Origin of the sequence: Streptomyces sp. NBC_00234, from assembly GCF_036195325.1 — a bacterium.
In the GTDB taxonomy this organism is placed as follows: Bacteria; Actinomycetota; Actinomycetes; order Streptomycetales; family Streptomycetaceae; genus Streptomyces.
In genome coordinates this window covers 6872655-6893368 of record NZ_CP108101.1, presented here as the reverse complement: position 1 = coordinate 6893368, position 20714 = coordinate 6872655, and the positions used below count along the sequence as shown (strand labels likewise).

At 70.1% G+C, this 20714-nt stretch carries 17 protein-coding genes and 1 pseudogene; 6 read left to right on the top strand and 12 right to left on the bottom strand.

The window, feature by feature from the left end; translation table 11 throughout:
* Positions 1–35: 35 nt before the first annotated feature.
* Complete coding sequence (locus tag OG230_RS30240; protein ID WP_328906906.1) at positions 36–965, top strand: NAD-dependent epimerase/dehydratase family protein; 930 nt, start codon at positions 36–38, stop codon at positions 963–965.
* Positions 966–1195: 230 nt separating this feature from the next.
* Here the strand turns inward: OG230_RS30240 and OG230_RS30235 are convergent.
* A pseudogene (locus tag OG230_RS30235) lies at positions 1196–1606 on the bottom strand (Tn3 family transposase); the annotation flags it as partial.
* Between the two features lie 23 nt (positions 1607–1629).
* Positions 1630–2106 carry a Tn3 family transposase gene (locus OG230_RS30230; RefSeq protein ID WP_328906905.1) on the bottom strand — a complete coding sequence of 159 codons (477 nt, stop codon included), beginning with the start codon at positions 2104–2106 and terminating at the stop codon, positions 1630–1632.
* On the opposite strand from OG230_RS30230, the gene OG230_RS30225 reads away from it, so the two are divergent.
* The gene (locus tag OG230_RS30225) at positions 2090–2461 is read left to right on the top strand and encodes a hypothetical protein (RefSeq protein WP_328906904.1); all 372 of its coding nucleotides are present in this window, start codon (positions 2090–2092) and stop codon (positions 2459–2461) included. The genes OG230_RS30230 and OG230_RS30225 overlap by 17 nt on opposite strands.
* Here the strand turns inward: OG230_RS30225 and OG230_RS30220 are convergent.
* A complete protein-coding gene (locus OG230_RS30220; protein WP_328906903.1) occupies positions 2403–4010 on the bottom strand; it encodes a DUF4158 domain-containing protein in 1608 nt (535 codons plus the stop codon). The genes OG230_RS30225 and OG230_RS30220 overlap by 59 nt on opposite strands.
* Before the next feature lie 156 nt (positions 4011–4166).
* Between OG230_RS30220 and OG230_RS30215 the strand changes: the two genes are divergently transcribed.
* Entirely contained in the window at positions 4167–4292 is a 126-nt protein-coding gene (locus tag OG230_RS30215) for a hypothetical protein (protein WP_328906902.1), read from the top strand.
* Positions 4293–4328: 36 nt separating this feature from the next.
* A complete protein-coding gene (locus OG230_RS30210; RefSeq protein ID WP_328906901.1) occupies positions 4329–4523 on the top strand; it encodes a hypothetical protein in 195 nt (64 codons plus the stop codon).
* 39 nt (positions 4524–4562) lie between these two features.
* Here the strand turns inward: OG230_RS30210 and OG230_RS30205 are convergent, their stop codons facing one another.
* From OG230_RS30205 to OG230_RS30170, 8 genes are all read right to left on the bottom strand, one after another.
* Positions 4563–5753, bottom strand: coding sequence for a cytochrome P450 family protein (locus tag OG230_RS30205; protein WP_328911587.1), 1191 nt, complete (start codon positions 5751–5753; stop codon positions 4563–4565).
* Positions 5754–5785: 32 nt separating this feature from the next.
* A complete protein-coding gene (locus OG230_RS30200; protein WP_328906900.1) occupies positions 5786–7114 on the bottom strand; it encodes a cytochrome P450 in 1329 nt (442 codons plus the stop codon).
* Between the two features lie 202 nt (positions 7115–7316).
* Positions 7317–10904, bottom strand: coding sequence for a S8 family serine peptidase (locus OG230_RS30195; protein WP_328906899.1), 3588 nt, complete (start codon positions 10902–10904; stop codon positions 7317–7319).
* A 213-nt stretch (positions 10905–11117) separates the two neighbouring features.
* The gene (locus tag OG230_RS30190; protein WP_328906898.1) at positions 11118–11885 is read right to left on the bottom strand and encodes an amino acid ABC transporter ATP-binding protein; all 768 of its coding nucleotides are present in this window, start codon (positions 11883–11885) and stop codon (positions 11118–11120) included.
* A 7-nt stretch (positions 11886–11892) separates the two neighbouring features.
* The gene (locus tag OG230_RS30185; protein ID WP_328911586.1) at positions 11893–12681 is read right to left on the bottom strand and encodes an amino acid ABC transporter permease; all 789 of its coding nucleotides are present in this window, start codon (positions 12679–12681) and stop codon (positions 11893–11895) included.
* 50 nt (positions 12682–12731) lie between these two features.
* The gene (locus tag OG230_RS30180; RefSeq protein ID WP_328906897.1) at positions 12732–13562 is read right to left on the bottom strand and encodes a transporter substrate-binding domain-containing protein; all 831 of its coding nucleotides are present in this window, start codon (positions 13560–13562) and stop codon (positions 12732–12734) included.
* A gap of 180 nt (positions 13563–13742) precedes the next feature.
* The gene (locus OG230_RS30175; protein ID WP_443051610.1) at positions 13743–14564 is read right to left on the bottom strand and encodes a maleylpyruvate isomerase family mycothiol-dependent enzyme; all 822 of its coding nucleotides are present in this window, start codon (positions 14562–14564) and stop codon (positions 13743–13745) included.
* 79 nt (positions 14565–14643) lie between these two features.
* A complete protein-coding gene (locus tag OG230_RS30170; protein WP_443051415.1) occupies positions 14644–15693 on the bottom strand; it encodes an alpha/beta fold hydrolase in 1050 nt (349 codons plus the stop codon).
* Between the two features lie 255 nt (positions 15694–15948).
* Here OG230_RS30170 and OG230_RS30165 point away from each other — a divergent pair, with 255 nt between their 5' ends.
* Positions 15949–16422, top strand: coding sequence for a hypothetical protein (locus OG230_RS30165; RefSeq protein WP_328906895.1), 474 nt, complete (start codon positions 15949–15951; stop codon positions 16420–16422).
* Between the two features lie 75 nt (positions 16423–16497).
* Here OG230_RS30165 and OG230_RS30160 read toward each other — a convergent pair whose 3' ends face one another.
* The gene (locus OG230_RS30160; protein ID WP_328906894.1) at positions 16498–19176 is read right to left on the bottom strand and encodes a M4 family metallopeptidase; all 2679 of its coding nucleotides are present in this window, start codon (positions 19174–19176) and stop codon (positions 16498–16500) included.
* A gap of 283 nt (positions 19177–19459) precedes the next feature.
* On the opposite strand from OG230_RS30160, the gene OG230_RS30155 reads away from it, so the two are divergent.
* Positions 19460–20587, top strand: coding sequence for an alkaline phosphatase PhoX (locus OG230_RS30155; RefSeq protein ID WP_328906893.1), 1128 nt, complete (start codon positions 19460–19462; stop codon positions 20585–20587).
* Positions 20588–20714: the final 127 nt, after the last annotated feature.

Genomic DNA, 20714 nt, shown 5'->3' with positions numbered 1-20714 from the left:
TGGCCCGCTCCACCTCTATGACCAGGAGAGAACGCGTGTCCTTGCATGTCATCGTCGGTGCCGGAGCCACCGGATCGGCCACTGCCCGTTTGCTGGCTGACTCCGGTGAACAGGTCCGCCTCATCACCCGCCGCGGCAGCGGGCCGGTGCATCCGAGGATCGAACGTGTCGCCGCCGATGCCACCGACACCGCCCGGCTTGTCGAGCTGGCCACTGGGGCGGCCATCTTGTTCAACTGCGCCATGCCGCCGTACGACCGCTGGCCGGCCGAGTTCCCGCCCATGGCCGCCGCGCTGCTGGCTACAGCCGAACGCACCGGATCGGACTACGTCATGCTCGGGAACACCTATGGGTACGGGCCGATTGACGGTCCCGTCACCGAGGACCTGCCCATGGCACCCACCAGCCAGAAGGGAATCGTCCGGTCGCAAATGTGGCTCGACGCCTGCGCCGCCCACGCCGCGGGCCGGGTGCGGGTGACCGAGGTCCGAGCCAACGACTACCTCGGCATCGGCGCATACTCGCCGTTCACGCTGATGGTGGGGGCACAGGTGCTGGCCGGCTCGCCTGCCTCGTACCCGGGAGACCTCGATGCACCGCACAGCTGGTCCTACACCGGGGACGTGGCACGCACCCTCATCGCCGCCGCCCGGCACGACGAATCTTGGTGCCGGGCTTGGCACGTGCCCTCCGTGTCAGAGGCATCGGTGCGCGAACTGGCCACGCACCTCGCGGAGGCGGCTGACGCGCCAGCCCCGCAGCTGCACCACATGACCGTCCAAGAGCTCCAGGACATCGGGCGCACCGATTCGGTCATGGCCGAGTTTCCCGAGATGCTGTATCTGTACGACCGGCCCAACATCCTCGACGCGTCATCGACCGCGAAGACCTTGGGCGTAACTCCCACCCCGCTCGACGGCGTCCTCGCAGAGATGGCCGCGGAGCATGCCCGGTCCGTGCACTGACGGCTTGTCCGTCCGGGCTGGTTGGACCAGCCTTGATATGTCCACAGAGGACCGATTGGGAATCTTCCGCCGCGGGAACCCGCGTTCGTGTGTGTCCCGTCCGCTGCGGAACGCGGACGGGGCACAGTGACCGGGAGCCCGAGGTCGAGCCGTTTGTCCATCTCCAGGCGGAAGGTACCGTACGGGTTGATGTTCGACCAGAACAGCGCGGTCAGGCCGCGCCGGTCCTCAACGGACAGCTTCTTCGCCCAGGCCGGTTCGGCGAGAACCTGCTGCAACAGCAGGGTGTTGACGTGGACCAGCGCGGACTGGAGCAGGTGCAGGGCGAGCATCGAGGTCTCGGCGTGCTCCTTGTCCGGGCCGGTCAGGGCGCCGTCCTTGCCGTAGTGGAGCACGGTGTTCGCGCTGTTCCAGTTCTCCACGACCTGGAGGCCGCCGTGGATCTCGCGGCGCAGGTCGGGGCTGGCGAGGTAGTCGCACGCGAAGATCGTGCGCACCGCGCGGCCGAGTTCTTCCAGGGCCTGGTACGTGGGGTGCTTGGGGCCGCCGCGGGTGAAGCGGCGCAGGACCTGTTCGGCCTCCGTGGTGCCCAGGCGCAGGGCGGTGGCGTACTTGACCATCTGGTCGTACTGCTGCTCGATCAGCTCCCAGCGGATCGGACGGGTCAGCGAGGCCCCGAGCGCAGGCCAGCCGGGCGGGTGTCGTCGGGGCGGTACAGGCGGATGCTGCCGATGTTCTTCAGCCCTGGCAGCAGGCGGAAGTTCAGCAGCTCGGTGAAGGCGAACCCGACGACAGACGCGCCGTGCGTGTCGACGTAGTTCGACTCGATCTCGGCGTCGGTGCAGTGCCGCGGCAGGCCCTCGATCATCGCCGCGACCTCGGACGACGAACAGGACTTGACCTGGGAGTAGATGCAGACGTTCTTGCGCTCGACGTGCCAGTAGATCATCACGCCGTTGCCGCCGTACCGAGCGTGGTACTCGGTCATGAAGTTGGACGACCAGGACCCGAACTTCTTCGAGTCCGACGCACACGCGTTTCCCTGCCCCCACCAGGCGGTGTCGCGGGCCTCGAAGGTGGCATTCACCAGCTTGGTGACCGCAGCGCGGAGGTTGTCGACGGTGATGAAGTGCCGGCGCACGTGCCGCAGCGGCCTCGGTTTCGCCGTGCTCGCCGGTCGCCACGATCGCGCGGATACCCATGTTCGTGCCGAGTCCGAAGAGCGCGAGCAGCAGGCGGCGCTGAAGGACGTCGCGGTCGATGCGTTCGTACGCGGCGACGGAGGCGAATTCGTCGGTGAAGGCGGTGAGGAAGTCGGCGTTCTTCAGCACGTCCAGGAGGTCGAGGACGCCCCAGCGTCGTACGACTTCCTCCTTGAGCGACTGGAGGCCGGTGGGCTCATCGAGAGGCTCCAGCTTCGGCACGGTGATCCACGGCTCACCCTTGCGGTTGGTGACCTTGACCCCGCCCGCGCTGCCGGCGGCGAGCGCGGATGACAGCCGGTCCAGACCGCCGGTCATCCGCTGGTTGAGGCTGGTGACGAACTCCCCCGCGTCCATGGGCTGGCGAATCGCCGCGTAGTGCACGGTGCGGGTAGCCTCGAAGTCGCCGGGCAGATCGTCCTCCGGGTTGCGCCACCGCAGCGCGCCCTCGATGTAGATCTCCCGGCGCCGCACGGCGTCCCGCAGCGCCACCAGGACGCACAGCTCGTACGGGATGCGCTCGACCTTGCCCTTGTTGTCGACGACGGCCTCGCGCCAGTCCTTGCGGACGACGCCGTCCATCGGCACCGCGTCGGCGGTGTCGTAGAAGCGGGTCTTGCCGTCGACCTCGGCGTACTTCTCCAGCAGCTTCATCGCGTCCATCACCGGCCGGTAGGCGGTGTTGTTGCACTTGAATCCCAGCGTCTTGAGCAGCGGCGGCAGCATCTGCCGGTAGTAGCTGCTGTACGAACTGCAGCGTCGTGCGGACCTTGGCCTTGAAGACCTTCTCGTTCGCCTTCGCCTCCGCCACCAGCTCGCGCAGCGTCTTCTCCCCGACCACCGGGAACAGGGCCGCGCGTACGATCTCGTCCGGCTTGCCGACCGCGGCCTCTGCCAGGCGGAAGAGGATGCCCTCCTTACCGCGGACCTTCTTCAGCTCGGCGGTGAGCTGCTTCTCCACCCGCCGCTCGGCACGGGCATTGATCTTGTGGACCAGGGCGACCAACAGCTCGACCAGCGCGTCGGTGATCTCCGCCTGCCGGGAGGAGCACAGTGCGGCAAGCAGCGTGATCCGCACGTCCTCGCTGGTGTCGCGGAAGTCCGAGGGGTACATCTTGATCGCCCTCGCCCGCCACGCGGCCACCATCTTCTCCGAGCAGTCCGCGAACAGCCCCTCGGGCAGGGCGAGTTTCCGCACGTCGTTCCGCTTGGTGATCTCGGTCAGCAGCGAGTCGAGCCCGACCGCGCCCGGGTCCCGCTTCAGCGAGGCGAGCAGCGCGGCGCCGTCGTCGCTGCCCTCGGCCACCAGTGCCAGCAGCCGGTCCATGCACACTTCGCCCAGGCGCTCGATGGTCCGCGTGCAGAATGCCCGCTCCCACCGGTTGCGGGCCGCCACCAGCACCTTCTCGACACGGGTCCGGCCCGGCGGCTCGATCCGCTCGACACGGCACTGCACGAGAAGGGCCTCCCGCTGCCGGTCCTCGACGAGTTCGACCGGGCAGACCTCCGTCGACAGCCGCTCCGTCAGCCGTTCCTCGTCCGCCACGGTCGACGGCCGGAACCCCAATGCCTCGCGGATCTGCTTCCGGTGCCGCTTCGCGCCCGGCAGGTCGTACTTCGCGAGCTCGGCCGCCGGCACCTTGACCAAACCGGCGACGTACTCGACAGCGGGCTGCGGGAACTCCTCGATGAACTCCGGGAACCGGCCCTCGATCTCGAAGAACTTGAGCATGAGGCAGAAGCCGAGCCTGGTCGGGCCGGACTTGTTGGCCACCAGCTCCCAGTCGCCATCCACCAGCGTCCAGCACGCCACCGCGTCTTCCGGCGACCAGTCCTGTCGCACACCCGCCCCTTGTCGTCGAACCGTCGGTTCATCCGATCAGCCCAACGAGGCGTCCCAGCAGCAGGAAACGGCAGGCCCAAGCCTCTTCGAACCTACCGGAGGGTTTTACTTGCTCCCTGATGTCCGAGCTAGGACTACAGGGCCGACTACGGCCTCGTGGCGCTGGCCGAACTGCCGGACGACTGGGGGGACGGGCGTCCCGACCGCCGCCTGGACCTGCCCTTCCCGTTGACGGAGGCATGGCTGTGGGAGGACGATCCGCGACCGCCGGGGGAGATCTAACCGCTCCTCGACCCGGTCTTCGACCACGGCTCGGTTGTGCTGGGCACCGACGGCTGCGGGATGTACTGGCACCTCGTCGTGACCGGACCGCACCGGGGTCACATCTGGAACATCTCCGGCGAGGGGGCGGCGCCGTTCGGCGCGGAGTTCGGCTTCGGCACCGGCGCCCCCGGCTTCGCGGGATGGGTGAAGCACTGGGCCGCGAACAAGCCGTGGTTCGACAGTCCCTGAGGCACCCGTTGCCCGCGCGGGGGCGACCACGGCTCCCGTTCAGCCCTCCAGCACGACGGGGAAGGACTCCATGTCGTTCTGCGTCATCACCGGCAGCTTGCGGATCTCGTCGTCCGCGATCGCGAGCCGCAGTCCGGGGAAGCGCCCGAACAGCGCGGGCAGCGCGATGCCCGCTTCCACCCGGGACAGTGCGGCACCGGGGCAGATGTGCGGACCGTGCCCGAACGTCATGTGCCGGATGGGAGCGGCCCTGGTGATGTCGAAGGCATCGGCGTCGGCCCCGTGCTGCACGGTGTCGCGGCCGATGGCCCGGTAGGAGATGACCACACCCTCCCCCTTGGCGATCACGCCGTCGCCCACCGGGATGTCCTCGGTGGCGAAGCGCATCAGCAGATGCGTGGTGGGGGTGTCCCAGCGCAGCGTCTCCTCGATCACGGTCTCCCAGGAGACCTCCCCGTCCAGCACCATCCGCAGCTGGTCCGGGTGGGCGAGCAGCGCCCTCACGGCGTTGAGGATCAGCCCGATGGTCGTCTCGTGCCCGGCCGCGACCATCGCCTTGAGGTTGCCCACCACCTCTTCCTCGGTGAGCGGCTCGCCGCCCTCGTCGGCGAGGATGAGCGCGGTGGTCAGATCGTCCGTGGGCCGGGCCGCCTTCTCCCGTACGAGCTGTGCGTAGAAGACGTCCAGCTCGGCGAGCAGGGCGAGCCGTTCCTCCTGCGGGGTCAGCATGGAGAAGAACGCCTTGTACTGCTTCGTCAGCATGGCGTGCTCGCTCTCGTCCACGCCCATGAGCAGGCCGACGACCCGCATGGGGAGCGGCTGGGCGAACACGCTCTTGAGGTCGACCGCCGCGCCGTCCTTGCCCTGCGCGGCGAGTTCGTCCAGGAGCTCCCCGGTGAACCTCTCGATGTCGGGGCGTATCCCTTCCAGCCGGCGGGGGGTGAGCGCCTGGGAGGTCTTGGTCCGCAGCCGCCGGTGCTCCGCCCCGTCCACGGTGAACATGGAGCGTCCGGCGTCGATCATGCCGATCAGCGGCCAGGCGTGCGTCACCTCTCCGCTCTGCCAGAGCCCCCAGGCGTCGAGGTCCTTCACCAGCCGCGGGTCGAGCAGCAGATTGCGGGCCTCGGCGTGACGGGTGACGGTCCAGGCCGGCACGCCGAGCAGGTCGATCCGCGCCAGCGGCCCGGCCGCGCGCAGCCGCTCGGTCTCACCGTCGAGGTCCTGCACCATGGGGTCGATGACCACGGCGGCATGGGGGCACTTCACAACGAGTCTCCTGTCGGACGTACGGGGGTGAACCGGACGGGAAGCGAGGTCATCCCGCGCAGAAAGGCGGAGGGCCGCCGCACCAGGTCCTCGGCGGCCACGGCCAGTTCGAGGTCGGGCAGGCGGTCGAGCAGGACCTCGATGCCGGTGCGGGCGATGATCTCGGCGATCTCCTGGGCGGGGAAGGGGCAGCGGTACTCGCCGTGGCTGAAGGCGAGGTGTGCGCTGTTGCCGCCCTGCGCCGACAGGCTGCCCTTGGTGGAGAGCTGCTGGCGCATGTGCGGGTCGGCGTTGGCGGCCCCCAGCCCGAGGAGCAGCATGTCCCCGGCACGGATGGGCCGGCCGCCGAGCTGGGTGTCCCTGGCGGCCCAGCGCCCGGCGAGGATCTGTGTGGGCCCGTCCTCCCAGAGCACCTCGTTCATGGCCTCGGCGACGCTGCGCCGGCCGCCCGCGAGTGCCTCGGCGAAGTCGTCGTCGGTGAGCATGAGCCGCATGGAGTTGCCGATCCAGTCGGCGGTGGTCAGATGCCCGGCCGCCGTGACGGCCATCAGATCGAGTACGTACTCCTCGTCGGTGAACGCCTCGGGATGGGCCAGCATCCGGGAGGTCACGTCGTTCCCCGGGTCGGCCCGGCGCGCGGCGAGCAGCCGCTGCATGTGCTCCCCGAACCGGACGTGGGCCTCCTGCGCGCCGGCCCCGCCGTCGGCCAGCTCCTTCAGTACCTGGGCGATCGCCAGTCCCTCGTCGTCCGGGAACCCGATGAGGCGGGCGAGGACCAGGACGGGCAGGGGTTCGGCGAAGTCGGCGATCAGATCGGCGGTGCCGCGCCGGCAGACGTCGTCGATCAGACGGTCCGCCAACTCCTCGCAATGGCCGCGCAGTTCGTGCGGCTCCACACCCTCCAGGGCGGGCCCCACCATGTCGGCGTGCCGGCGGTGTTCGGCGCCCGCGGTGAAGTAGATGGACGGCATGGGCCGCCCGACCATCGGCAACAGCGGCCAGTCCTCGGGCAGACGGCCCCACTGGTTCCACAGCGCGACGTCCCGAGGGAACAACTCGCCGTCACTCGTGACCTGGTGGAGCTCGCGGTACCCGATGACCAGCCAGGCCGGGACCTCGCCGATCAGCTCGACCGGCACGACCGATCCGTGATCGCGGCGCATGGCGCGGTAGAGCGCGTGGGGCTCGGTCTGAAATCCGGGACCGCTGAGCGCGACGGCGGCCGGACCCGAGTGCACCGGATCCGGGCGCACCGGACAGCCACCACCGGAGCGGGCATCCGTCTCGGAATCGGGCGAAGGCACAGCGGAAGTGGGGTGCGTCATCGTCCTGACTCCTGTAGCGGAAGCTTCACGCGTCGCGATCATACGATCAACGCGGCCCCACTATAGGGATGTTGTGTAGGCCCGCGACCACCATTCGCGGTCATTCTCGTTCCTCTCCGCACACAAAGACGTTGCATCCGAACGTAATTGAGTACGGCCCTGGCGGCCGGGTCCGGTTGCGAGGCCGGACCCGGCCGGTACGTCAGACCGTGAACCTGTCCGGTCGGTGCACCACCCGGACCGCGTTCACCAGGGGGCCGCGCTTCCCGTCACGCGCCACGAAACGGAGATCGAGACTGTTCCGCTCCGCGGTGAGCTTCACGAACACCGTGCGCTCGGTCGCCGTCTCCTTGCCGACCGCTGCGGAAATGTCCATCCCCGACGCGACGGGCTTCTCGCCCGCGTAGATGTCGAACACCCGCTCCCCCGGATCCAGTTTGCGGATCTCGGCGAGCTTGACGGTCACTTCGTAGATCCCCGCGGGCAGCGCGTCGAAGCGGTAGGCGGACATTCCCTCCCGGCCGAACCGCATCAGCTCCTGGTCGCCCCCGGCGATCGGGTGCCCGGTGGCGATCTCCTGGCCCCCGACGTACCCGGACCCACCGGCCGTGTAGGGCCGATCGGCCGCCCAGGTGTCCCCCGAACCGTCGGTCACCGCCGGACCACCCGCGTTGACGTACGCGTGGTAGGCGGGAACGGCGACGGTCACCGGCACGGCCCGCCCGGTGATCCGGCCGCTGACCGGCGTCGTCATATAGAGCGAGGCGTAGTGCTTGCCGGGCGCGAGGTCGCTCGCGTCCACCGTGAAGGAGACCGTGGACGTCCCACCGGGCGCGACGTCGTCGACCGGCTCGGCCGACAGCCACGGAATGTCGGTGAACGGCGGGGTGCTGCTCCTGGTCTCGGTCACCTGGACCGGGGTGCTCGCCTGCCCCGTATTGGAGACGGACAGCCGGTAACTGCGCTTCTCGCCGGGCGGCACCACCACCGTGAACGCGCTCGGCGACAGCGAGACCTTGCCACTGGGCAACTGCACGTCGTGCAGCTGAGCGCGCCCTGCTTCGGTGAGGTCGGCTTCGAACGTACGGGACTCCCAGCCGGGCGCGCTCGCGGTCACCGTGTACCGGCCGGTGGGCACGCGCAGGGAGTACTGCCCCTTGCCGTTCGTGATTCCGGACCACACCGCAACGCCCGCGTCGTCCTTGACCGTCAGCTGCGCCCGCGTGGCGGCGCCGCTGCCGAGATCGGTGACGTTCCCGGTGAGAGTGGCGTACCCGGGGACCCGGAAACGGATCGCCGTGGTGTCCGAGAGAACAGGCTCTTCGAAGGAGTACTCGACGGCGCGCGTCCCCCAGGTGTCCTCGATGCCCGTGGTCGCCGATCCGCCCCGCTCCAGCTCCCGGTCCGGGTCGATCCCTCGGTACGTCAGCAGGATCTCGCCGTTCTCGTGCAACTGGACGGCCGCGTCCACCTTTGCCGTGGAGTCGAGTCCGACGACGGCGTCACGCCACTCCACCACGAAGACGCGGTGGGGGGCCGTGCCGTACGTGGCCGTATAGCGATCCGGCCCGGGCCCGGCAGCTCCCAGGGAGTCCCAGAAGGCGAAGACGGATCGGTTGGGCTCGCGCGGGTCGGGCAGCGTCGTGTTGGCCCAGCTGTACCGGCCTCCGAGGAAGTCGAGGAGTCCGTACGGCCGGACGTAGGCGGAGAAGTAGGAGTCCTCGTAGAACGGCATGGGGAACGGAAGCTCGACGCGCGTGTCGGAGCCGACCCGGTCCTTGCCGGGCAGCCACGTTCCCGCTTCGGTACGGCACTCGTTCCCGAACGCGTCGCGCTCCGGGTTCAGGACACCCTCGACGTCCACATCGGTGGCGTCGACCGCCACCGGTATCGCCACAGCTCCCCAACACCCGTCGCCCGTGGCGCGCAGGGTGTACGAACCGACGGGAAGGGCCAGCGCGAACCGCCCCTCCGCATCCGTACGCACCGGATCGACCGGGGCACCCAGGACGACAACCTCGCTGCCGGCGCTCGGCGCCCCGTCATCACTCCGCACGGAGCCGGTGATCCTGCGGACCGGTGAAACGGCCAGGACCACGTCGGCGGCCCCGGCTTCGTCGGCAACGACGGTCAGGGTCCGGGCGTCCGGGAGGAATCCGAACGCCCTTACCGCCAGGGTGTATTCACCGGCGGGCAGCCTGCCGAACGCGTACCGGCCGTCGCCCGCCGCCCTCGTGACACGGGAGACCGGGCCGGTCACGACGACCTCGGCTCCGGCCAGGGCGCCGTCGGGGCCCGTCACCGTGCCGGCCAGCGTTCCGGCAGCGGTCTTCGGCGCCGCGTCCACCGCCGCGAGGACGTCCAGCTTCCCTTCGCCCCACACCCGGTTGTCGGCGGCCGTGCCGCCGCACGAGGTGTCGTCCACGTCGGCCGCGGATCCGTCGAGGAGTGCGCGGGTACCGGGGACATCACGGACGAGCCCGGGCGCCGCCGACCACAACAGGGCCACCGCGCCCGCCACATGGGGCGAGGCCATGGACGTACCGCTCAGCAGCCCGTAGCCGCCGCCCGGAAGCGTGGAGCGGACGTTCACCCCCGGTGCGGCGATGTCGGGCTTGCCCTCCTGACCGGCACCGGCACGGCTGGAGAACGGCGCGATCTTCCCCTCCGCGTCGTACGCGGCGACGGAGTAGCTCCCGTCGTTGTCACCGGGCGAAGTGGCGGTATCGCACCCGGGGCCTTCGTTTCCGGCCGAGAAGGCGGGGAAGATGCCGGCAGCCACCCAAGCGTCGATGACCGGGCGGTACCAGAACGAACGCTGCCCGCCGCCCCAGGAGTTGTTGACGATGTCCGGCGCCAGGTCGGGTCGCGGGTTCCTGCCCGCGCTGTCGGTCGGGGCGAGAATCCACTGACCCGCCGCGACGAGGTCGTAGTCCGCGCAGGAGCTCGTCCCGCACCCCTTGGCCGCGATCCAGGTGGCACCGGGCGCCACACCGGTCCCACCGGCGCCGACCATGGTCCCCATGGTGTGGGTGCCGTGCCGGTTGTTGTCGCACGGTCCCGCCCCACCGCAGTTGCCCGTCGGATCGAACCAGTTGTACGCGTCGTCCCTGCCGTCACCGCCCTTGCTGCCACGGTAGTTGGCGGCGAGCGCGGGATGGTTCACGTCCACACCGGTGTCGATGTTGGCAACAGTGATGCCCTCACCCCGGGTCCCGTACTTCTCCCACACCTCGGGCGCCCCGACGGCGGCCACACCCCACTCGGTGCCGTCCGCCGCGGTGGCCGTGGCCCGGGTCGGCGCGGCCGGCGCGGGATCGACGAGCGAGTAACTCCGCACGGGCAGAACGTGCTTCACCTCCGGCAGGGCGGCGACCTCGTCGAGAAGCTTCCGGTCCCCCTTCACCCGTACCGCGTCGACGAGCCAGTACGACGTGAACGCAGCCCCCCGGTCCTTGAGCAGAGCCCGCAAACCGGCCTGCCGCTCGTCGGCATGCGCCTTCTTCCGGTCCATCACGTACCGGCCCTTGGCCGCCTTGCCCCGCTTCCCGGCCGCACCGGACAGATCGGCCTCGTCGAGCACGGCCCAGAAGGACGAGACACCGGAGGCCGACGACCGCAACGAGGGATCGACCTTCGCGCTCACCACCGCCGCTGCGGGCCCGTCAGGCCCGGCTCCCGGTTCCACGGCCGACACGGGGGCCTGCCCGAGACCGACCGCGAGGGCGAGGGCCAGGGCGAAGACGGTTCTTCGGCGCCGCCGACGGGGCGGCGAGACGGTGGATGGCATGCGGATTCCTTAGGCGAGGCCGTGGGTCAGGGAGGAGCGAGGTCCTTGACCGCCGCCCCGTGCCGGATCTGGCCGGGAGGGCTCGCAGGTCCTCTCCCCGGCCACATCCGCTGACGAGATCGTCGCGGACCCCGTGACGCCTGACAACGCACTCGGGTGGCGTCTCCGTGCCAATGACGCAGATGAGTCACACGGGGACGGCCGCCCCTGACCTCAGGCCTCGGGCCGCACCGCGTCCGGGTGCAGGACCCGGGCGAGGAACGCCTTGGTCCGGGCGTGTTCCGGCCGGGTCAGGACCTCCTCCGGGGGCCCCTGTTCCACGACTCGGCCGTCGTCCATGAAGACCACGCGGTCGGCCACGTCACGGGCGAAGCCCATCTCGTGGGTGACGACCATCATCGTCATGCCCTCGTCCGCGAGGGTGCGCATGACCCCGAGGACGTCGCCGACCAGCTCGGGGTCGAGCGCGCTGGTGGGCTCGTCGAAGAGCATCAGGCCGGGGCCCATCGAGAGGGCCCGCGCAATGGCCACACGCTGCTGCTGCCCCCCGGAGAGCTGCGAGGGGAATCCGTCCTCGCGGTCGGCCAGGCCGACCTTGGCGAGGTTCTCCCGGGCGACGCGGGCGGCTTCCTCCCTGCCCCGCCCGAGCACCCGGCGCTGGGCGATCGTCAGGTTGTCCAGGACGTTCAGATGGGGGAAGAGGTTGAACTGTTGGAACACCATGCCGATCCGCCGGCGCATCGCGTCGATGTCGACGTCCGGATCGGTCATGTCGACACCGCCGACGGTGACCGTGCCGCTGGTCGGCTCCTCCAGGAGATTCACACAGCGCAGCAGGGTCGACTTCCCGGACCCCGAGGGGCCTACGACACAGACGACCTCGCCGGGCGCGACCGTGAAGTCGATGCCGCGCAGGACTTCGACGTCGCCGAACGACTTGCGCAGCCCCCGGATCTCGATCGCCGCGGCGGCGTCCGCCATCCCGTGATCACCTCGCCTGTGCATGACGGGCCTCCAGGCGCCGTACGAGATATCCGAGCGGCACCGTGACCAGGAGGTAGCACAGCCCCGCGACGAAGATGGGGGTCGTGTTGGCCGTCGTACCAGCCAAGTCACGGCCGAACTTGGTGAGTTCACGCTGCTGGAGCGTGACACCGAGGAAGAGCACCAGCGAGGAGTCCTTGAAGAGCAGGACCATTTCGTTGGTGAGCGGCGGCACGACGATCCGGAACGCCTGAGGGATCACGATCGACCGCATCGCGGTGGCGTACGACATGCCCAGCGTGCGCGCCGCCTCCAGCTGTCCGCGCGGCACCGCCTGGATGCCGGCCCGGATGGTCTCCGCCATGTACGCGGCGGCGACCAGGCCGAGGGCGCAGGCGACCTGCCCGTACGTCTCCCCGGGGAAGACGATCCCCGGGAAGGCGAGCGGGACTCCGACCCCCACGAATATGAAGATCAGCAGGGCGGGAAGACCACGGAAGAACTCGATGTACGCGATCGCGAGCCACCGGTAGGGAGCGACGGACGACAGCCGCATGAGCGCGACGACGAGCCCCAGTACGAGTCCGACGCCGAAGCCGGTCAGCGTGTACACCACGGTGTTGCGCAGCGCGATCGTGATGAGCTCGGGGAAGAGCCGCCGGGCGACCGACAGGTCGAGAAACTGCTCCTGGAGCTGCCTCCAGTCGGCCAGCGCGCCCACGACCACCACGGCGATCACGAAGACGGCGTACTGCACCCCGCGGGAGATACGGCGCCGGCGACGCGGCGACATCCGGGGCCGCGCAGCCGTCTCCTCCCGGTCCTTACCGGTGGTCAGGGTGGTCACTGGGCGTCGGCACCCTTCGGCATGGGCCCGATCCACTGCTCGTACAGCTTCTTGTACGTACCGTCCGCCTTCGCGTCCTTGATGGCCTGGTCGATCAAAGCGAGCAGCTTGGCGTTGCCGTCCTTGCGGACCGCGAAGCCGTACTGCTCACCGGTGTCGAGATTGCCGACGATCTCGAACTTGGCCGAGTTCGCGGGGTCCTTGAGCCAGTTCTGCACGACCGGATAGTCCTGGACGATGACGTCCACCTGACCGGTGCGCAGCCCGTTCAGCTCGGCGTCGGAGCTCTCGAAGGACTGCGGGTCGGCACCGTGCTCACGGGCGAAGTCCTCACCGGTGGTGGAGGACTGCGAGCCGAGCCTGAGCTTCTGCCCGGTGATGTCCTCGACGGTCGCCGCCTTGACGCCCTTCTGGGCCAACAGGGCCTGGGTGGCGTCGAAGTACGGGACGGAGAAGTCCAGGTTCTGCTTGCGCTCGTCGGTGATGGTCATGCCGGCCGCGGCCACGTCGCAGACGCCGGCGTTGAGGTCGGCGCCGGTCTTGATCGTCTCGAACGACTTGTCCACGACGACCTGCTTCACGCCCAGGTCCTCCGCGACCAGATCGATCATCGAGACGTCGAACCCGACGACCTCGCCGTCCTTCTCGGACTGGAAGGGCGCGTACGGCAGATGCGTACAGGTGGTGATCTGGCCGGACTTGACCAGCTTCGCACCCTTGACGGTCGCCCCGTCGTCACTGCTGCTGCAGGCACTGAGCGGCAGAGCGAGCGCGACGGCCGCACAGACCACGGCGATCCGGCGGGAGGGCAGGCGGGACGAGCTCATGGCGGTTCCCCTTGCGCACGAAGGACGGACTCGCGGACCGACTCGCGGATCGACGGTGAGCCGCGATCAAAGTCCGCACAGAATGTCGGAGCACTGAGCGAAAGTCCACCCTGCAGGGGCAGTTGGGGACTTCGTCCCGCTTCACTCCGGGCTGGTTCCGGACGAGCCCGCCCCGCCGGCTCACGGCGCCCTGAACAGTCCCGGGAAGCGGGGTGCCAGCCATGCCTTGCGGCCCCAGGCCAGGATGCGGCCCGAGGCGATGGCGGCCACCGGGTTGCGGCGGCCCAGGGCCATCAGGAGGAAGGTGACCGGCTCGATGTGGATCGTGCAGTCCGGGCGGGTCGGCGGCTGCGGTGTCACCGTCACGGCGCCGTCGGTGAACGTCACTCCGAAGCGGGCGCCGCTCCACAGGCGGATCGTGTAGCGGGCCGTCAGGCCGGCGGTGGTGGCGGCAACGGCCACCCGTGGCATGGCGGCGATCAGGAAGGGCAGGCACAGTCCGGCCCGGGTGCGGTCGATCATGTGCGGGCGGCCCAGGGCGCGCGCGAGGTCGTAGCCGTGGCCGAGCATGTGGGTCAGCAGATAGGAGCCCAGGGCCTCCGGGCTCATCGTGCCCAGGGGGGTGTCCACAGTCTCCCCGGCCGGTCGCCCGTCCACCGCCGTGAGGTACGCCTCGGCCCGGTCCGCGATCATCTCGGCCAGGGGACCGGCCTCGCGTTCCCCGAACGCGGCGAGTGCGCGTTCGTTCGCCGCCGCGAGGCTCTGCGGTGTGCCGTCGCCGTGGCTCCGCACCCGGCCTGCCGCGATGTCGGCCATCAGCTCGTTGGCCTGGGCCAGGTGGGCCGCCGCCTCGCCGATGGTCCACGCGGAGCCGGGCACGGGGGCGCCGGTGTCGGTGGCCTCGCGCAGCAGCGCGGCGATCTCCTGGGCGGTGTCCCGTATCGCCTCGGCGAGTCCCTCGGGGAGCGTGCCCCGTACGTCCTGCCCGGCCTGTCCAGCCACTGAATCCACGCCGTACCCGCCCTCGAAGAGTATTACCCGCGGGTACACAAGAGCAGGTGGCGGCGAGAACGACAAGACCTCAGGTGGCGCTCCGTTCGCTCGCCTCCCGCAGACCGCGCTCCACCGCCCGGTGAAACGCCTCGTCCGGGTCTCCCGCGACGCCCCCCGGGCGCCCGGCGCGCAGCAGTTCGCGCCAGCGTTCCTGGCTCCAGTTCGCCGGGGCCGTCGTGTGCATGAAGTCCTCGACCAGGGCGAGGAAGCGGGCGGGGTCGGTGTGGAAGGGGAAGTGGCCGGCGCCTTCGAAGATCTCCAGACGGCTGCCCGGCATCGCCGCGTGGGCGCCGTAGGCGTGGTCGACCGGGACGATGCTGTCGCGGGATCCCCAGAGCAGCAGGGTGGGCATGCCCTCCGCCAGATAGCAGCGGTCGAGCATGGTGACCACCTGGCCGCGCCAGTCCACCACCGCCCGCAGGGTGCTGATGAACGCGCTGCGGGACGTGGCGTCGGGGAGTGCGTCCACCAGGTCGACGAGTTCGGCGGCGTCCTGGCCGAGGTCCGTGTCGAGCGCCTTCATGAGACGGGTGAAGAACCCCACCTGGGCCCGCATGCCGGGCAGGCGCAGCGCGGACAGCATCAGGTCGGCGCCCGGGAGCGAGACCGCCCTGAGGACCGGGGTGACCTCGGCGCCCACACCGCCGGCGCTCACCAGGATCAGGCGGTCGGTGCGCTCGGGGAACTGGTAGGCGAACTGCATCGCCACGCCACCGCCGAGGGAGTGACCGACCAGCGTGGCGCGTTCGATGCCCAGGACTCCCAGGAGGTCGCGCATGCCGTTCGCGTAGGCCGCCACCGAGTAGTCGGCCCGTGGTTTGTCGGAGGCGCCGTGGCCCAGGAGGTCGGGGGCGATGACCGTGTGGTTCCGGGCCAGCTCGGGGATCAGGTTCGCCCAGGTCGCCGAGGAGTCACCGATGCCGTGGACCAGGAGGATCGCCGGGCCCTCCCCCGCGATCCGGTACGCGCGACGGTAGCCGTGGACGACGTGGTGGCTCAGGCGTACGTCCGGATCGCCGACCGGGTGCAGACGGTCCGTGCGGGGCGCGTGCGGTCCGGGTTCCGGGGCATCGGGCACAGGGTCGCCTCCAGTCTGTCGTGTTGTCTCCCTGGTCCCCTCAGGGTAGAAACGTCTGCCGCACGGGGCATTTCGACCACGTTTCGGGTGGGGTGCCTGGCCGGTGGTACCCGGAGCGAGGGGCTACCCCCACCTGTGTATGGGGGTAACCCCCCAGCGAAGTCGGGGTTTAACCCGTTCGCTCGGCGGACGACGGGTCCGTAGGTTCTGAGGTGGAATCGAACCACCGCTTCACACGACCTCCGGAGGACCCCCGTGACCGCCCCCTCGCACCCGCCGACGCGCACCGTCCATCCGGTTCTCGCGGCCTTCGTGCGCTTCGTCGTGTGCGGTGGTGGTGTCGGTCTCGCGTCCAGTGGTGTGCTCGTCCTGCTCAACGACCGGATGCCCATGGCCGTGGCCAACGCGCTGGTCACCGTCGTCTCCACCCTCATCGCGACCGAGCTGCACAGCCGGGTCTCCTTCCGGAGCGGGCGTCGCGGCTGGGGTGTCCATCTCCAGTCCGGACTCACCGTGGCCGTGAGCTATGCGTTCACCACCGGGGCCCTGCTGTGTCTGTACGCCGTGCGGCCCGAACCCTCCGCCCTGGTGGAGCAGACCGTCTATCTGTCGGCTTCGGCGCTGGCGGGTGTCGGGCGGTTCGCACTCCTGCGGGTCGTGGTCTTCGCCGAGCGGGCCACCGCCGGTGAGGCCGCGCTCGGCAAGGCGTCCGTCGCCATGGCGGCGTGACGGGCCAGGGCACGGAACGGCGTACGGGCATGGGCTCCGGCGGTCGGAGCCCATGCCCGTGGGCGTGTGGGTACGTCAGCAGCGGGTGCGCGTGGCGTCGCGGGTGACCAGGCTGGTGTCACCGAACGTCGAGTCCAGCCAGAGGACTTGGCCGCTCTCGCCCAGGACGGGTGCCTCCTGCGCACCGGGGTCGCAGCTGACGGGTTCGGCCGTGCCACCGGCGATCGGCATCATCCACAGCTTCGGCAGCGTGTCGTGGCTGATCTCGGGCGAGGTGTAGTAGCCGCGGTAGTCGCTGTAGACCAGCCAGGTGTCGTTGACCGTGATCTGCGGGACGTACGGCGTGGTCTCCGTTCCCTGAGGCACGAGGACGTGGTCGTTCCCGCCGTCCGTGTCCGCGGCGTGCAGCTGCAGGTCGTCGTCGAAGCCGGTCTCCGACCAGACGATCTGACGGCCGTTCGTGTCCACCTGGACGGCGTACTTCAGCGGATTGCCGGACGGATCCTTCCCGAACGGCATGACGGTGCGCCGCTCTGTGCGGAGGTCGTACGTCGCGGCGCTGCGGCCCGTGAAGGCGCCTGCCGTATGGATGTACGCGATGACGCCGCCGGAGATCCGCGGGAAGTAGCCGAGGGTCTTCAGCTCCGGAGTGAGGTTGGTGACCGGTCCGTCGCCCGTCTTCGTGAACAGGTCGTTGTGGTCGCCGGTGCCGCCCAGCGGTTCGTCCCCGGACCACACCACCGTGTCGCCCGAGACATCGGGGTTGCCCTGCATGCCGCCGCCCGGGTGCAGGTCGACGACCGGGCCGCCGTCGAACGAACCCCGTACGACATCGGCGTTCACCCAGTACGGGTTGACCCGGGTCAGGCGGGTCCACACCACGGTGTCGCCGCTGATCCGGGGGGTGGTGTTGCCGATGACGCCGTTGCGGGTGTCGCTGCCGGTGATCGGTTCCGAAACGACCCTCGTCCGGCTGCTGCCGGTCGTGCCGACCCTGATCTGCGGTGCGCCGGTGACCGGGTCGTACTCGCTGATCACCCAGCGCTTGCCGTCGGCGTCCGGTGCGCTCGCGGGACGTACGTCGCCGAGGATGACGCGGGAGTCGTGCGGGAGCTTCCGCTGCCAGGATCTGGTGATTCCGTGGTCGTTGAACGCCTTTGATATCACGTCGAGTTCGGCGTCGTCGGCATGCAGCGCACGGGCCGCGTCCAGGACTGCGCGGCGGCCCGCGTAGAAGTCGGTGAGCGGGGTGAAGTACTGGGTGAGCGCGGTGTAGACGATCTCGTCCGCACGCTGCGCGTCCAGGTTCTCGCGGATGTCCCACAGGGCTCCGGAGAAGATGGTCGAGTTGAGGTGGACCCCTCCGTTGTCGACGTCCGGCGGCAGGGAGAGGTAGTCGCTCTCGGCGCGCCGGCTGTCGTTCAGGTCGCGCAGCGCGCAGTCGCGCGGGCCGGTCCCGGGGCAGAGGTCCTCACCGAGGAGGGCGGCGTCCGGGTCGGTCATCGGCGTACCGGAGTAGGTGACGTCGATGGCGTTGCCGAAGTAGTCGGAGACCGCCTCGTTGATGGCGCCGGACTGCTGGAGGTAGACCAGGCCACCGGAGTGGTCGGTGACGCCGTGGGTCATCTCGTGGCCGACGACGTCCAGGTCGGCGGCGAAGGAACGTCCCTTGGACGAACGGCCGTAGACCATCTTCGAGCCGTCCCAGAAGGCGTTGTCGTAGGGGCGTCCTCCGTACGTGACGTCGACGACCGAGCGCATGTCGCCGCCCCTGCCGTCGATGCCGTCGCGGCCGAGAGAGCGGTAGAAGTCGTAGACCTTGCCCGCGCCCCAGTGGGCGTCCACCGCACCGGAGTCGGTGTGCCTGCCGTCGAAGCGCGTGGTGTCCGAGTGGGCGAGCGCGGCGTCGGCGGGCAGGGTGCCCTGGTACTTGGTGACGCTCGCCCCGGCCGCGTCGTAGGTGAGGATCTCGCCCTCGCCGGTGGCCCACATGGGCTTGGAGCGGTCGCGGAGCTCGTATCCGCTGTCGGTGCCGTACACCACGAGGGGTTTGGTGACGCCGTGCTGGTCGACTCCCGTGCCCTCGGCCGGGCCCGCGTCCTGGAGGTTGTCGTAGGCGAGGGCGAGCGTGCCGTGCAGGGCGTCGAGGTAGACCTCGCGGCGGCTGGGCTCACCGGCGGGGGTCCGGCCGGTGACGGTGAGGTGGTAGGCGAGGGTGCCGCTCCCCTCGGGCAGCACCACCAGGCCGTGGCCCTGGATGTCGCGGGCGTCTTCGGCGTACGCCGTGGTGTCCACGAAGGGGAGCAGGTCGATGGCGGCCTGCTGGGTGAAGGCGGGTTCGGTGTCCACGGTCAGGTCGGTGAAGAGCGACCCGGCAGCGCCGGTCACCGCGTCCCTCCCCAGGTGTACGAGGTACGCGCTGCCGAGCACGGGCACTCCGCGATGGCGCTGGGCGAAGCGGACGGTCGTGGTGTCACCGGCCCTGGCGGTCCCGGCGTCCACGAGGTCGAGGCCGCGCGCGTGGTAGAGGTCGTCGTGGGCGGCGAGGTGGCGCCGGGCGCGCGTCTCGGGCGTTCCCGCCGCGTCGGCGGCGGAGTCGGGCGGCAGGTGCGTGATGTGGCTCGGGGTACGGGAGTTCTGCCCGGCGACGATGTCCGGCACGGGCTCGTCGGCCGCGGCGGGCGAGCCTCCGAGGGCGAGGGGCAGGGCGAGCGCGGCGGCGACACCGGCTCCGGCAAGGCGTCTCAGACGCATGAGTGTTGGGCCTCCAGCTCGGGTACAGGGGCCGCAGGCTAGGAAGCCGTCATTACCCGGGTGTTACCCGGGCGGCGGAGGAGCGGGGCGCGGTTGCCGGCCAAGAGGAACGACGCCTTCGGGCCCTGGACGGTGCGGGCGACCAGCCGTAACCATGGGTTACATGTACATGTCGATCCTGCTTCAGCCGGAGGCCATCTCCCTGACCGCCGGCCGGGGCTTGATGTACGCGGCGGCGGGCCCTCGTCCCGCCGCACCACCCGATGACAGGAGTGAGTTGCCCATGCAGAGACGCACCTTCCTGCGCACCGTCACGGCCGGAGCGGGCGCCGTCGCCTTCTCCGGCACCCTGTGGCAGCACGCCGCGTCCGCCGACAGCGGTGCGGGGCCTTACGGCCCGTTGCTCACCCCGGACGCCAACGGACTGGCTCTCCCCGCGGGCTTCACCGGCCGCGTGGTGGCCAGGTCCCTCCAGCCGGTCGGCGGAACGATCTGGCACTCGGCACCCGACGGCGGCGCCTGTTTCCCGGACGGCGACGGCTGGATCTACGTCTCCAACTCCGAACTCCCGCTGATCGGCGGCGCGTCCGCCCTGCGGTTCCACGCCGACGGCTCGATCGACCGCGCGTACCGCATCCTGTCGGGCACCAACCTCAACTGCGCCGGCGGGGCGACCCCTTGGGGCACCTGGCTGTCCTGCGAGGAGATCTACCGCGGCCGGGTCTTCGAGGCCGATCCCCACGGCCGGAACACCGCGGTGTCCCGCCCCGTCATGGGCCGCTTCAAGCACGAGGCAGCCGCCTGCGACCCGGACCACCGGGTCGTCTACCTCACGGAGGACGAGGAGGACGGCTGCTTCTACCGCTTCACCCCGGCGAGCTGGGGCGATCTGTCCCGAGGCCGTCTCGACGTCGCCTGCACGACCACCGGCGACGGCATCGAGTGGCGGCCCGTCCCCTCCCCGTCCGCCCTCCTCACCCAGACCCGCCACCAGCTCTCCGGCGCCCGCCACTTCGACGGCGGAGAGGGGTGCCACTACGCGGACGGCATCTGCTACTTCACGGCCAAGGGGGACCGCAAGGTCTGGGCCTACGACACGGCGGCGCAGACCATCACGGCCGTCTACAACGGGGACGGCACCCTCAACGGCGTCGACAACGTCACCGGTACCACCGCCGGCGACCTGTACGTCGCGGAGGACGGCGGGAACATGGAGATCAACATCATCACGAGGGACGGTACGGTCGCCCCGGTCCTGCGCATCGACGGGCAGTCCGGATCCGAGATCACCGGTCCGGCCTTCTCCCCGGACGGCACCCGGCTGTACTTCTCCTCGCAGCGCGGGACGAGCGGCGAGACCACGGGGTCGGGAGGCGTGACGTACGAGGTGCGCGGCCCGTTCCGGCACTGAGAACCTCGCCGAAGCCGACGCCCCGGTCCGGCAGACCGGTCTCTCCCGAGTGAGGCCGGGTCGGTTCGGGGCAGCTCCTCCTTACTGGCCTGGTATGTCCGTCGTGTCAGTGACGCCGTCTACTGTT

Bases quoted from the DNA above. Each gene is read 5' to 3' on its own strand.
- OG230_RS30225 (WP_328906904.1), top strand. From the start codon at position 2,090: ATGAAGTGCCGGCGCACGTGCCGCAGCGGCCTCGGTTTCGCCGTGCTC.
- OG230_RS30205 (WP_328911587.1), bottom strand. From the start codon at position 5,753: ATGGTGCAGGACCTCGACGGTGAGACCGAGCGGCTGCGCGCGGCCGGG.
- OG230_RS30200 (WP_328906900.1), bottom strand. From the start codon at position 7,114: ATGACGCACCCCACTTCCGCTGTGCCTTCGCCCGATTCCGAGACGGAT.
- OG230_RS30195 (WP_328906899.1), bottom strand. From the start codon at position 10,904: ATGCCATCCACCGTCTCGCCGCCCCGTCGGCGGCGCCGAAGAACCGTC.
- OG230_RS30190 (WP_328906898.1), bottom strand. From the start codon at position 11,885: ATGGCGGACGCCGCCGCGGCGATCGAGATCCGGGGGCTGCGCAAGTCG.
- OG230_RS30185 (WP_328911586.1), bottom strand. From the start codon at position 12,681: ATGTCGCCGCGTCGCCGGCGCCGTATCTCCCGCGGGGTGCAGTACGCC.
- OG230_RS30180 (WP_328906897.1), bottom strand. From the start codon at position 13,562: ATGAGCTCGTCCCGCCTGCCCTCCCGCCGGATCGCCGTGGTCTGTGCG.
- OG230_RS30160 (WP_328906894.1), bottom strand. From the start codon at position 19,176: ATGCGTCTGAGACGCCTTGCCGGAGCCGGTGTCGCCGCCGCGCTCGCC.
- OG230_RS30155 (WP_328906893.1), top strand. From the start codon at position 19,460: ATGCAGAGACGCACCTTCCTGCGCACCGTCACGGCCGGAGCGGGCGCC.